Genomic DNA, 13,017 nt, shown 5'->3' with positions numbered 1-13,017 from the left:
ATGGGCTCGGCTAGCGAACGACTGTTGATAATCGTGCCCGCGTGGAACGAGGCGAACAACGTCGGAACCACGGTGGCTGAGATCAGGGCCACCCTTCCGGATGCCGACATCGTCGTGGTCGACGACGGATCCACGGACGACACGGGTCTCGTCGCTCGGAGTGCGGGAGCGGATGTACTCACACTGCCCTACAACATGGGCGTGGGCGGGGCCATGCGCACGGGCTACGCGTACGCACAGCGTCACGATTACGACGTCGCGATCCAGGTCGACGCGGACGGCCAACACAACCCTGAGGACATCGCACGGATCCTCTCCGGTCTGAAGTCGGCCGACATCTCGATCGGCGCGCGCTTCGCCGAAGTCGGCACCTATCAGGCGAGCGGACCGCGGAGATGGGCGATGGTGTTCCTCGCCGGAGCGATCTCTCGAATCGCGCGCACGAAGCTCACAGACGTCACGAGCGGATTCCGAGCGGCGAATCGGCGAGCGATCGACCAGTACGTCACCTACTACCCTGCCGAGTATCTCGGAGACACCATCGACAGCCTGGTCGCCGCGATCCACGCGAACCTCACCGTGACGCAGGTGGCCGTCGCCATGCGTCCGCGCATGTCTGGCAACCCGAGCCAGGGTTTCATCGGCTCCGCCGTCTACCTCGCGCGGTCGATCTTCGCGATGACGCTCGCAGTGGTCCGACGCCCGATGCGAGGCCGCGCATGATCTCCATCGGCGCCCTCGTACTCGGCCTCCTCATCGTCGGGGCCGTGACCGCGATGCTGCTCAGACGTCAGCTGCGCGAGAAGTACGCAGTGCTCTGGTTGGTGATCGGACTCGCGGTCCTTCTGCTGGGGATCTTCCCGGCCGCGCTCCAGTGGCTGACGCTTGCGCTCGGGTTCCAGCTGCCCGCGAATCTGATCTTCACGCTCGCCATCACGCTGCTGCTCGCCGCCTCCCTGCACCTCTCCTGGGAGCTGACTCGCACCGAGGAACGCCTCCGCCGCCTGGCGGAGGAGGCTGCCATTGCACGGCTGGCGCAGAGCCGGCTGGAGGCGGATGTCGCCGAGCTCAAGGCTCTCGCCAGGGATCGTCAGATCACCGACGATGAGTGATCTCGCACTCGTCTTCAGCACCTTCAACCCGACGCCGTCCCTCATCAAGACGGTGCGTGGTGTCGCGCCTCAGCATCCGATCGTCGTCGTCGATGACGGTGGTGATGATCCGCACGACGTCTTCCCCCGGCTCCTCGACGAGGGAGCCCGAGTGTTGCGTCGGCCCACGAACGACGGGATCGCCGCAGCGCTGAACGCGGCCATCGCCGTCGCGTTCGAGGACGGCGCTGCTGCTGTCGTCACCTTCGATCAGGATTCGACGCCGTCGCCCGACACCCTCCGCGTTCTGCATGCGACGTGGAAGCAGGCGTCCTCTGCCGGACAACGGGTCTCGGGAGTGGTGCCCGCACAGTTCGCGGAGGTTCGACAGACCCGATCGGACGATGCCCTGCCCGTGGCCCGACGAGTCATCCAATCGGGCATGCTGATTCCACGCGAGGCCTTCGATTCTGTCGGACCGTTCGACGAGGCGCTGTTCATCGATCTCGTGGACACCGACTACGAGTTGCGGTCTATGACCCTCGGGTACCGCATCATCGCCGCCCCCACTCGCATCGACCATGAACTGGGGCGACCGGCGCCTCTCCGCCCCTTCTCACCACTCCCCCCGACGATCTCGACGATGGTGAGCACACCCTTCCGGTATTACTACCGGATGCGCAACCGACTCATCCTCACCCGTCGCTACCTGCGCACCGCGCCGCTGCGCATGGTCACCGATCTGGCTATCGACCTCGCCTACTTCGCGCTGGTCGCGGCGTCCGCGAGACCGCGTCGTCTCATGGCGGCCGTGCTCGTCCGCGGAGCGGTGGACGGCTGCCTCGGCCGTGGCGGACGTGCTCCCGCGAAGACGCAGGTGGCCGCCGCCCGCATCAGCTGGTCGGTCGCGAAGTGATCCTCGTGGAGGAGCGCCCCTCGACGAAGACGCCAGCGATCCAGCTGGCGAGGTACTCGAGCACGAACCGACTGGCAACGTAACCGCGTCTGCGCGCTCGGCGGAGCAAACGGACCGTCGGCCAGAACCGACGCTCGACGCCGAAGGCACTGACGGGAGTCCTCGGATCGCCCGTCCGCTCCGCCACGGTATCGGCGAGAAGCTGGCGCCAGCCGACATAGACCCGGAAGAGCATCCTGAGCATGGCGGGAAGGCTCGAAGAGCCCTCGTAGCGCTCGGTGAACGCCCGTGCGTTGCGCCAAGCCACTCGGAGCGCAGAGAGCCGCGTCGTAGCGCCCATGCGGCTCGGGTCACCGAAGACGTTGTTCGCGTGCTGGACGTAGTCCTGAACCACGACATCGATGACACGGGTCCCCCTGGTCGCGCCTGCGAGTGCGGCGAGCCAGTGATCGTGAGCAGCCGCACGCGTGGACATGCGCGGGAACGGAAGCGACGGCTCGATCAGGTCGCCTCGGAGGACGCAGAGCGACCCGGTGAACTGATTGTTGAGCAACGTCATGATCGGTCCGAGATCTCGGCGGTCCGTCTGCCCGGTCACGATCTCGTCCGGGTACGTGATCAGTCGGGCCTGGCCCGACACCAGGTCGACGTCCTCGAGGTGCGGGAGCAGCACTTCGAGCTTCTCCGGGTACCAGGAGTCGTCCTGATCGCACAGCGCGACCCAGGCGGTGCCGGGTGAAACAGCTCGCAGCCCCCGCTCGAAGTTGAGATAGAACCCGAGTCGATCACCATCGGCGAGCACGCGGAATCGATGGTCGTCGGCGGCGACCTCATCGAGAATCCTGCGCACGGTCGCATCATCGCCGTCGACCGAGACGATGCACTCCCAGTCAGTCACGGTCTGAGACCGCAGGGAGCGGATCTGCCGAGCGAAGAGCTCGGGGTGGGGGTCGTATGCGGCGAGCACAATCGCTCCACGGCCAGGCGTATGCGCCATCGTTCCTCGCAAGAGCTCGTCGGGTCTCGTCCAGTCTACGGGCATGCCCGAACGAGCCGCTGCGACTCGCGCTCCCAGGTGGTCGTGCACGGGAGGCCGTAGGATGATTTCATGTCCCGGGCCCTCCCTCACCCGTGCTCGATCGAGGCGACTGCCCGGTTCGCAGCACCGTCGACCGGTGTCGCCCTATGAGTGGAGCACGGCCGACACCGTCGCCGGCGAGCGCACTGGCTCGTCGACTCATCGGATTCTCGACGCTGCCCTTCCTCGCCTCGGTCCTTCCTCTCATCGCGCTTCCCTTCATGTCGCGTGCGTCGAGCACCGACGACTGGACCGCACTCAATATCGGCCTCGGAGTCGGAACCTTCGCGGGCGCGATCGGTCTCGTCGGATGGAACATCCTCGGAACGCCGCTCGTGGCCATGGCGAGCTCCGACGACGACCGCCGTGCCCTTTACGGCCGTTCCTTCTACATCCGGGCTGCGGTCGTGGTCGTGGCGTCGTTGCTGAGCGCGGTCGTGGCCTCGCTCATCTCTCCCACGTCGTCCTGGGCTGTAGCCGCTGCCTTCGCCGTCGCGGGAGCCCTCAACGGCATCGGTCTCAGCTGGTACGCCGTCGGCGTCTCATCGCCCCGCATAGCGCTCTGGTATGAGGTCGTGCCACGGGGCATCGCCACTGCCGCCGCGATCGTCGTCGTCCTCGTGACGCAGAACGTGCTCTGGTACGGAGTACTGCTGAGCCTCTCGATCGTGCTGGGCACGCTCGCATTCCATCGACGCGTGCTGCATCGTCTGTGGCCGACCTGGCCGGGAATCGCACGTCTGCGATCGGACGTCGGCGACATGAAAGCCGCGTGGGGCGTCGAGTCGATCGGCAGCCTTTACCAGAATGCGCCTGTTCCCGTCGCCGGGCTCATCGCCTCGCCCGTCGATGTCGCCGCCTACGCGTCGAGCGACCGCATCTATCGCTACGGCACGCTCGGGGTGTCCGCCGCCGGGAACGCGCTTCAGGGGTGGGTCCTGGAGACCACGGATTCTCGGAGCCGTCGCTCACGCAACCTCGCTGCCTTCGCCGTCATGGGTGTGATCGCGGCAATCGGTTGGGTCGTCCTCGCGATCTTCGGCCCCCTGCTCAGCGGCCTGCTGTTCGGTGCCGACAAGCAGGGTGACCCCGCGGCCTTCCACTTCCTCGGAATCGCCTTCATCGCCGTGACGATGTCGACGCCGCTCATCCGCAACATCCTCATTCCCGCGCGCAGGGACGGCTTCGTCCTCGCCGTCAGCATGTTCGCCGCGATCGTCGGCGTGGCCCTGATGGTTGTTCTCGGATCCTGGCTTGGAACGACCGGCGTCGCCATCGGCTTCGCTGCGAGCGAGACCGCCACGTTGCTCGGGTGCATCGCCCTCGCCACTCGCGTCGGCCTCTCTCCCCGATCCGATGCCACCGCAACGCGGGACGCCCGGTCCCCGACCGAAGAGGAGACTCCGTGATGGACAGCCCATCGGTGAGCGTCTGCATGGCGACGTACAACGGTGCTGCGTACCTGCGTGAGCAGCTCGATTCGATCCTCGCGGAGTTGCGGCCGGACGATCAGGTCGTGATAGTCGACGACGCGAGCACCGACGACACCGTCGCACTTCTGGAGACCTACCGCGATGCGCGCGTGGAGGTCTTCCGAAACACCCAGAACCTGGGCTACGTCAGCTCTTTCGAGCGTGCACTGTCCTTCGCCAGCGGAGATGTCCTGCTGCTGAGCGATCAGGACGACGTCTGGGTACCCGGTCGACGCGACGCGCTCGCCGACGCCGCGGTGAAGTTCGGCGTCGTGGCGTCGAATCTGCTGTTGCTCGATACGGGAACCCCGCTTCGCTCCCCTCTGACCGGTCGCCCGTGGCTGCTTCACGGCAGCGCCGAGCATCGGCCGTTGCGCACCGAGCTCATGATCCTCGCCGGCAATGCTCCGTACTTCGGATGCGCCATGGCGATTCGTCGGGACGTTCTCCCGCTCGTCACGCCCTTCCCGGACTACCTCCGTGAATCGCATGACCTGTGGATCGCGACCGTCGCGAACCGCGCCGGCATGCTCACGCACCTCGAGCAGGCGACTGTGCTCCGTCGTGTCCACGACAGCAATGCATCTACCTCCCGGCCGCGCGGCCTGGTCGCCGCCCTGCGTTCCAGGCTTCTCCTCGTCCGGCTGTGGCGAGAGGCAGGACGCCGACTGGCCGCAACGCGGGGCTCCCGCTAGACGTCCCAGCGCGACCACGCGGTCGACCGCAGCGTGGTCAGGTGCCTGTAGTGGTCTCCGCGGACGTCGGCACCGATGAGGTGGATTCGGCGGACTCGCGCTCCCGATCTCGTGGTCCGCGCACGAGCCGGATGAAGTGTCGCTCCACCAGTACCCAGCTCAACCATCCCAGCGCGAACGTCACGGCCGTCGTGATGACGATGTAGACAGCGAGTCCCCAACGCGCGCCACCCAGTATCAGGACCAGTTGCTGGACGGGCCACGCGTAGATGTAGAAGCCGTAGGACACGTCGTTGTGCGCGATCCAGGAAGGCTGCGGGATGATCGTCGACAGATAGAGCAGCGCGTATCCCAAGAGCGGCGCGGCCAACGGTCCGCCCAGCACAGGCACGAAGACCATCAGCGCCGCTGCAGCGGGGATCGCGAGGATGCCGGCCAGGGGGACGATCCCCCTGCGATCGACGAAGAGGTACAACAGTGACCCGCCGAGGAAGTACGGGACGAGGCGCACGAAAAGCGAGAAGTCCTCGTCGAGGCCCCCGGTATGACCCAGCGCGACGGTCGCACGAAGTGCCACCGAGACCAGCCAGAGCGACGCGACGAGAGCGATCGAGCGTCGGTAGATCGCCAGCCCGCCCAGCAGCCACACGACGAGGTAGCAGAGGAACTCGAAATACAGCGTCCAGAGCGAGCCGTTCCAGGCGTTCGGATACGGCACCGTCGCAAGCGACTCACCGATCTGGTACTGGTCGATGTGAAGGAACAGGTTTCCCCACACGTACTCCAGGGGCGTCGGGCCCGTCGTGAGGAACCCGTCGAGCGTTCCTTTCGTCAGCAGGAGAGCCACCGGTGCGAAGACGAATGCCGTCACGAGCAGGCAGACCACGAACGCGGGCAGAATTCGCGCTATGCGGTGCAGGAGGAAGGTCCCTGCATCCGATCGGAATCGTGAGCGCGTGATCAGGAACCCGCTCAGCACGAAGAACCCGATCACCGCCCAGCCGCCCAGGTTCTCACCGTTGAACCCGGGGCTGTCCGAGCGGCCGACGATGTAGAAGGCGTGCGCGAAGAGCACCAGGAACGCCAGAATCAGACGAAAGAGATTGAGACTGTTGTCACGGTAGGGGAACTTCTCTGCCCGCAGGAGCGGATGCGTCACTTCAGGAGATTCCTCTTGCTCATCTCATCGAGCGAACGCTGATATCCGTCTACCTCGATCGGCTCCGACAGCACCCATTCGACGAATGCACGCAGCCCGTCGCGGAACTCCGTCCGGGGAGTGAAGCCGAGCACCTCCTTGAGACGACTGGTATCGGCGACATTGTGTCGGATGTCACCGAGGCGGTAGTTGCCGGACACTCGAGTCGGGACGTCCCGTCCGAAGGCGTCGAAGAGCGCGGCGACGACTTCGTTGACAGTCGTGGCGACCCCGGATCCGACATTGAAGGTCTGTCCGGCCGCTCGTGGATCGGTCGCCGCCAGGAATGTCGCCTCGACGACATCGTCGATGTACACGAAGTCTCGGCTCTCCTCGCCGTCCTCGAAGATGTTGATCTCTTTGCCCTGGCGGATCAGAGTCGAGAAGATCGACAGGATTCCCGTGTAGGGGTTCTTGAGCGACTGCCCGGGTCCGTACACGTTCTGATATCGAACAGAGACGCTGTCCTTGCCGATCGTCGGCGCCACGGTCATCACCAGCGACTCCTGCATCTGCTTGGTGATTCCGTACACGCTCGACGGATGAAGCTTGGCGTCTTCGTCGGTGGGCACGAGCGAGAGGACTCCCTCTCCTGGGTGGTGCACATCGAAGTCTCCAGCCGCCATGTCCGCGTCTGCGCGATGACCTGGATACACCAGCCGTCCGTCTCCGGTCCGGTACGCGCCCTCCCCGTAAATGGATCGGGACGACGCGATGACGACGCGATGCACGGAGTTGGGTTTGTTCGCGAGCACATCGAGGAGCTTCGCCGTTCCGCCCACGTTGGTCTCGACATAGCGGTCGATCTCGTACATCGACTGCCCCGTGCCGGTCTCGGCCGCGAGATGCACCACGACAGTGGCGCCTTCGAGCGCACGGCGGAGGTCGTCGGTCGATGTCACGGTGCCCTCGATCACGTCCGCGATACCCCGCAGCGATCTCAGCAGGGGTGATGTCTGCTGCGGGTCATCCCCATGCACCTGGGGAATGAGCGAGTCGAGCACTGTGACCGCATGACCGTCCTGCGCGAACCGGGCGGCGAGACGCGTGCCGATGAAGCCCGCTCCTCCAGTGATCAATATATGCTCAGGCATCAGTGGGCCTCCGGGGATCCTTCGCCGGCGCGAAGTTCACGCCAGCCCGGCGCTCATATCGTGAAGATGTGCGCCAGCGTCGATTGTAGTCCAGCACGATTGCCGTGCACGATGACGCCGGGCAGCTCGGCGACCGCGTGCAGGCGCGACATGAGCCGGACACGGGCCGTACGTGCGGTCGCGTGCCAGCCGACAGCTCTCGCCAGCGCGAACGCTTGCCGGTAGTACGTGCGCTCGTCCCGGAAACGCCGACCGTCGAGGAGGGTCTTCTGCGATGCGCTCGAACCGTGTCGCCGGTAGGAGAAGACGACCTCGGGCACGTAGGCGAGAGAGCCGCCATCGAAGGCGATGTCCATCAGTAGGGCGAGATCCTGGATGATCGGCAGACCGTCACGGAAATCGATCCGCTTGAGAGTCGAGGTGCGGAAGGTCAGCGAGGGCCAATACAGCCAGTCCCCCCGGATCAGACTCGTCGCCATCTGCGCTCCCGTGAGGACAGCGATCCCCCCTGTTGTCTTCGGGGCGAGGACTCGCTGCTTGACGCGGTCGACGAGAGGCACGACTTCGCGCCCGTGCTCGTCGATGACAAGGACTCCCGGCTGGATGACGTCGACACCCGGTACGCGGTTCGCCGCTGCCTTCACGACTCGCAAGTAGTCGGGGTGCATGAGATCGTCGCACCCGAGGATTGTGACGAAATCGCTGGTCGCCCGCCGAATCGCCTCCCGGTAGTTCTCGGTGATGCCCAGGTTCGTCTGATTTCTCGAATACTCGATCCGCGGATCGCCGAGCGTGGCGAAGTACTCGGCGACGCTCTCATCCGGATAGCAGTCGTCGATGACGACCATCCGCCAGTCCGGGTCGCTCTGGACTCGGACGGACTCGATCGTCTCGAACAGGAGTGCGGGTTCGCCCCAGAAAGGGACGAAGATCTCGTGAGTCACCGTGTCAACATCCTGTCACTTCGTAGAGCTTCGCTCGCCCCTCGGCGTCGACGAGCGTGACCGCATCAGATGCGGCCAGACGTCGAAGACCGGCGAAGTCATGGCGCGCCCCGTGGATCTCCTGGGTACCGAAGTCCAACACGTAGGCAGTGCCGGTTCGTTCGACCGCATCGCACACTGCCGAGCCGGGCTCCGCATCGGCCAGGTCGTCGAGGATGAGCTGTTGATCCTCCGAGAGACTGGTGAGGGTATGCGGCATCGTGACGTGGCGGTCGGCGTAGGCGTAGGCGAGTCCGGCACCCGTCCACGCGCTGCCTGCGATCACGGCATCCTCAGGAGTCTCCTCAGACAGTCGTTCGAGCAGCTCGAGCTCATCGAACGAGATCAGCCGGGACTCGTCGCCGTACGCATAGACGGCTGCCACGAATCTGACCGCCTGCTGGTTCGCATAGAGCTGTCCGCCGAGGAGCACGACCCCGACCCCGACGATGCCCCCGGCCACTACTCTGCGGCGAGCTCCTTCGGTGGCGAGCAGACCGCGGATCCAGCGGAACAGAAGAAGGCCTCCGAACGCCGCGATCGGCACCACGAGCATCGGCAACAGCGCAGCAAGCCGGGGAGCGTTGTTGTACCACGCCCCTGTGAGCAGATCCCTCAGCTCCGGCCACACCATGGCACTGGACACGACGTAGAGAACGACGACCACGAGATACAGGGCGATCGGCAGTGCCGACGACAGACTGCGCCTTCGAATGAGACCCGCCGTGCCGATGACGAGGAGAACCACAGCGACCCAGCTCACGTTTCCGTAGGTCGGAGACAGTGTGATCGCCTGCCCGATCGCCTGTCCGATGGTCTGATCCACTGGCCATCCGCGAGCCTCTTCGGCGGGCTTCAGAACCGTCCAAGCGACCGCCGCCAGAGCCAGCGCCAGCGCGAAGAAGACAGTGTTGCGGATGAGCGCTCCGCGTGCGGGAGAGCCGAGGACGAACTTCACGTAGGCGAACCCCGCTGTCACGATCGCCAGGACGATCCATGCGACGAAAGCACCGGGGTGCGCGATGATGACGCCGGGCAGCCCGCCCAGCAGCGCGATGAGGAGCGTTCCCTTGCTGAGTCCTGACGCGGAAGATCCGAAACCGAGCAGTTCGATCGTCGCTGCCAGCACAGCGGGAAGGAGGCTCAACGCGAGGAAGTAGGGATAGAGCACGCCGTAGTCGATCAGCATGATCGGGAACACCGGGATGATGGCAGCGACCACCCCGGCGGTCAGCGTCACGATCGGGTGGCCTCCGACCATGACTCGCGTGAGCAGCAGCACCGACGCCGGCCAGACGAGGGCCGCCACCGCGATCATCGAGGCGTTCGACGCGATCATGATCGAAGTGCCGGTCGTCTCGGCGACCAGCGCGACGAAGGCGTGCCACCCATCCGGATAGAACCACAGCCCTCCTTCGGGGCTTGTCATTCCGCCGACTGTCAGAGGAGAGGCCGAGCCGGTGTCCATGATGTAGCGCACGGCATTCAGATGGAAGATGTTGTCGAACGTCTGCGAGATGTTGTTCGGATCGCCGACGATCAGGACCAGCTGGAGCGAGAGAAGCACACCGGCTGCGACCAGCGCCCACACCGTCGCACGGGGGGTGTGCGGAGTGGGAGTCGCAGGCTCCGAGCTGCGCAGCAGCCTGCCGAGGATGCCAGCGATGACCATCACCACGACGGCCGTCACGGCGACGGGGAGCACCGTCCATCGAATCCCGACGAGCGGGGTCCACAGAGAGGCGAGGACGATGACGGTGACCGACGCCGGCGCAGCGAACGCCCAGGCCCACAGGCCGCGCAGGGAGAGAAGCCGGGCGATGAGATACCCCGGAGCTGCGAGCAGCGCGACCGCCGTGATCAATGGCAGGAGCGCAGAGATCCAGCTCACGCCGCCTCCGCCTCTGGGTATTTGATCTTCGGGTTGAAGGTGATGCCCTTCACCCACTTGCCGAGCAGCTTCGCGCGCAGATCCAGCGGAACGCGGCCGCGGTGAAGGCTCACGAAGAGTCGCGCACCGAACTCCACGAAGTAGAGGAACCCGCGGTGGTGCAGCTGCCAGGAAGCCTCGTTGCGCACGCCGTACGAGAACTTCCACAGGCTCTTGCGGTCGACCATCGCGAAGTTCACGCCTCGGTTGTCACCCATGTCATGGACGACGACGCTGTCGAGCACCTGCACACCGGGGCAACGCGCGGTGAGGCGAAGCGTGTACTCCCGGTCGTCGAACCAGATGAAGTACTCGGAATAGGGAAGCCCGTACTCCGCGATGGCCCACCGCGGGATGAGCACCGAGACGAACGAGCACGCGGTCACCATGACGTTCTTCTGCCCCTTGACGAGCAGGCGTCCCCAGTCCCACGTGGTCACCGGGTTGTTCATCTCGCAGATGCTGCCGTCGGTGAACTCGACCACCGAGCATGCGAAGGGCACGTCGCCGCCGAGCTCCTTGACCGCCCCGTCGAAACCGGCGATGAGGCTCGCGAGGGCTTCCGGCTTCGGATAGCAGTCGTCGTCCATGATCCAGACGTGATCCGCACCGGACGCGTATCCGCGCAGCATCCCCTCCGAGAACCCGCCCGCTCCCCCGGAGTTGGTCGACATGGTCACCACTTCGAGGGGCACCGCTGTCTCGAGCGCGGCCAGGTACTCCGCCGTGCCGTCGGTCGAGGCGTTGTCGATCACGAACAGCGTCTCGACCGGGTGCGTCTGCGCCTCGATCGATGCGATCACGGTCTTCAGCTTCTCAAGCCGATTGAACGTGACGACCACTCCAGCGACACTCACCACGAGCCCACCTCTTCCTTGAACCATGAACTCGCGGACTGCTGAGACAGCAGCTTCTTCTCAGCCTTGCGCTCCTTGCGCCATAGCGCTTCTCTCGCCTCTTCGTCGTTGACGAGCGGGGCAACCGCGTCGGCGAGCCTGCGTGCGGCGAGGCGCGCATAACGAGGAACCAGAGCCGACTCCGGAATGATGTCTCTCTGGGCACCGACATCCGTGGAGATCACCGGCACTCCGTGAGCGATCGCCTCGAGCGTCGTGAGAGTGAGGCCTTCGTTGTGGGAGGCGACCACGAGCACGTGGGCTTCGTCGAACGTCTCAGAGACGGGGGTGTCTGAGGTGCGCCGGATGATGTCGGCACCCAGCCCCTCAGCCTCGATGATGTCATCGACCCAGCTGGACAACTCGCCGCCACCGTGGAGGATGAAACGCAGCGAGTAGCCCTGACGCTTCAGCCTCCGCGCCATCGTGATGAAGACCTCCGGCGCCTTCTGCCGTGCCATCCGGCCGATGAACGCGACGGTGAACTGCTCCCCCGCGGTCCGCGGGCGGAACACGGCATCCTTCGGCTTCACGGTGAGTCCGCCGAGCGGTGCCATGACCACGCGATCGGCAGGGATCCGCTGCACGTCCGTCATCCAGCGGGCGAGGCTCGGAGAGATCACGTGGTGCGTGGTGATCGACTTCGATGCGATCGCACTGCTCAGGGGATAGCCGCCGCCCGTGTACTCGACGATGTGCGTGCTGTCGATGATCGGGATGCCGGGTCGCGAGGCCGCGATCCACGCCACCCGGTCGTACAGCCACTGATTGTGATGGATGACGACACCGCGCACGTCGAAGGTGCGCAGCAGCGATCGGAGGAGCGGTTCGACGCCGGCCGTCTGAGACTGGACGGTGGGCTCCGAGAAGGGGATGAGCAGCGCCCCGTCGAGCTCGGGACGAGTGACCCACGGCTGGTGGGAGTCCCGATTCGTCAGCACGATCGGGAGCAGCCCCGCCTCGCGCACGAGACGCACGGTCTCGAATGCCCAGAGCTCGGCGCCGCCGAGCTCGAACCAGTGGAGGCCGATGATCACGGCCTTCTGCGCTCCTTCGGGGGCGGGGCCGGCCGGCACGATCACCTCGTCCTCGTGCGCACCCCCACGGCGGAACTCCGCCTCATAGTCGCGAGGCTCGATCGCGGTCGTGAGCTTGCGTCGGAATCTGAGCAGCGAAAGATCGCGCGCATCGTCGTAGAGGAGCGGAGCGCGCGACTTGACACTCCGTGCGATCCCGCCGATGAGGCCAGGGCGCTGCGGGCGGTACGGATCGGAGTCGAGAACGCCGTCGGACGACACGTGCAGATGCCTGGCGGGCGACGCCACGAGTCGGGCTGAGGCGGCCTCCGTGCGTTCGGGCTCACGCTCTTCGACAGAGACGGAGCTGACGATGTCGAAGCTCTCGATCCGGTGACGGTTGTTCCGAGAGAGTCCGTCGAACGTGCTGTCGTCGGTCAGTCGAGGCGTCGTCTCCACCGAGCCGTCGTAGAGATGGATCCGAAGCGTCCGCTGAGGCGCCATCAGCGCGTGGAAGTTCAGCGCACCGACGAGAAGGCGACGTTCGCGCTCCGACAGATTCGCACCCGTCTGCGGGTCCTCGAATCGGAAGAGTGCAGGCTGATCGAGAGCTTGAAGAGGTGTCACGGATACAGTTTGCTTTCGGAT

12 protein-coding genes are annotated in these 13,017 nt (G+C 65.5%); 5 read left to right on the top strand and 7 right to left on the bottom strand.

Features of this window, described 5'->3' with window-relative positions:
* The 3 genes from MRBLMI13_RS01130 to MRBLMI13_RS01120 are packed head-to-tail and all read left to right on the top strand — an operon-like array spanning window position 1 to window position 2,007.
* The gene (locus tag MRBLMI13_RS01130; protein ID WP_056376221.1) at window positions 1-723 is read left to right on the top strand and encodes a glycosyltransferase family 2 protein; all 723 of its coding nucleotides are present in this window, start codon (window positions 1-3) and stop codon (window positions 721-723) included.
* On the top strand, window positions 720-1,112 hold the full coding sequence (locus MRBLMI13_RS01125) for a DUF2304 domain-containing protein (RefSeq protein WP_367821032.1): 393 nt from the start codon (window positions 720-722) through the stop codon (window positions 1,110-1,112). The genes MRBLMI13_RS01130 and MRBLMI13_RS01125 overlap by 4 nt, the downstream gene beginning before the upstream one ends.
* The gene (locus tag MRBLMI13_RS01120; RefSeq protein ID WP_367821034.1) at window positions 1,105-2,007 is read left to right on the top strand and encodes a glycosyltransferase; all 903 of its coding nucleotides are present in this window, start codon (window positions 1,105-1,107) and stop codon (window positions 2,005-2,007) included. The genes MRBLMI13_RS01125 and MRBLMI13_RS01120 overlap by 8 nt, the downstream gene beginning before the upstream one ends.
* Here MRBLMI13_RS01120 and MRBLMI13_RS01115 read toward each other — a convergent pair.
* Window positions 1,985-3,004 (bottom strand): glycosyltransferase, encoded by a 1,020-nt coding sequence (locus tag MRBLMI13_RS01115; RefSeq protein WP_367821035.1) that lies wholly within the window; start codon window positions 3,002-3,004, stop codon window positions 1,985-1,987. The two genes, MRBLMI13_RS01120 and MRBLMI13_RS01115, sit on opposite strands and share 23 nt — an antisense overlap.
* A 188-nt stretch (window positions 3,005-3,192) precedes the next feature.
* Here MRBLMI13_RS01115 and MRBLMI13_RS01110 point away from each other — a divergent pair, with 188 nt between their 5' ends.
* Both MRBLMI13_RS01110 and MRBLMI13_RS01105 read left to right on the top strand, forming a co-directional pair.
* On the top strand, window positions 3,193-4,494 hold the full coding sequence (locus tag MRBLMI13_RS01110; RefSeq protein WP_367821036.1) for a lipopolysaccharide biosynthesis protein: 1,302 nt from the start codon (window positions 3,193-3,195) through the stop codon (window positions 4,492-4,494).
* A complete protein-coding gene (locus MRBLMI13_RS01105; protein WP_367821038.1) occupies window positions 4,494-5,252 on the top strand; it encodes a glycosyltransferase in 759 nt (252 codons plus the stop codon). The genes MRBLMI13_RS01110 and MRBLMI13_RS01105 overlap by 1 nt, the downstream gene beginning before the upstream one ends.
* 37 nt (window positions 5,253-5,289) lie before the next feature.
* Here MRBLMI13_RS01105 and MRBLMI13_RS01100 read toward each other — a convergent pair whose 3' ends face one another.
* The 6 genes from MRBLMI13_RS01100 to MRBLMI13_RS01075 are packed head-to-tail and all read right to left on the bottom strand — an operon-like array spanning window position 5,290 to window position 12,996.
* Complete coding sequence (locus MRBLMI13_RS01100; protein ID WP_367821040.1) at window positions 5,290-6,411, bottom strand: acyltransferase family protein; 1,122 nt, start codon at window positions 6,409-6,411, stop codon at window positions 5,290-5,292.
* Complete coding sequence (locus MRBLMI13_RS01095; RefSeq protein WP_367821042.1) at window positions 6,408-7,544, bottom strand: NAD-dependent epimerase/dehydratase family protein; 1,137 nt, start codon at window positions 7,542-7,544, stop codon at window positions 6,408-6,410. The genes MRBLMI13_RS01100 and MRBLMI13_RS01095 overlap by 4 nt, the downstream gene beginning before the upstream one ends.
* Before the next feature lie 53 nt (window positions 7,545-7,597).
* Window positions 7,598-8,488, bottom strand: coding sequence for a glycosyltransferase family 2 protein (locus MRBLMI13_RS01090; RefSeq protein ID WP_367821044.1), 891 nt, complete (start codon window positions 8,486-8,488; stop codon window positions 7,598-7,600).
* Window positions 8,489-8,492: 4 nt separating this feature from the next.
* A complete protein-coding gene (locus tag MRBLMI13_RS01085) occupies window positions 8,493-10,418 on the bottom strand; it encodes a DUF6541 family protein (protein ID WP_367821046.1) in 1,926 nt (641 codons plus the stop codon).
* Window positions 10,415-11,314, bottom strand: a complete 900-nt coding sequence (locus tag MRBLMI13_RS01080; RefSeq protein WP_367821048.1) for a glycosyltransferase family 2 protein — start codon at window positions 11,312-11,314, stop codon at window positions 10,415-10,417. The genes MRBLMI13_RS01085 and MRBLMI13_RS01080 overlap by 4 nt, the downstream gene beginning before the upstream one ends.
* The gene (locus MRBLMI13_RS01075; RefSeq protein WP_367821050.1) at window positions 11,311-12,996 is read right to left on the bottom strand and encodes a glycosyltransferase; all 1,686 of its coding nucleotides are present in this window, start codon (window positions 12,994-12,996) and stop codon (window positions 11,311-11,313) included. The genes MRBLMI13_RS01080 and MRBLMI13_RS01075 overlap by 4 nt, the downstream gene beginning before the upstream one ends.
* Between the last annotated feature and the right edge of the window lie 21 nt (window positions 12,997-13,017).

It is taken from the genome of Microbacterium sp. LMI13-1-1.1 (genome assembly GCF_040815625.1).
Taxonomy (GTDB): domain Bacteria; phylum Actinomycetota; class Actinomycetes; order Actinomycetales; family Microbacteriaceae; genus Microbacterium; species Microbacterium forte.
This window is presented reverse-complemented; position numbering and strand designations above follow the sequence as displayed.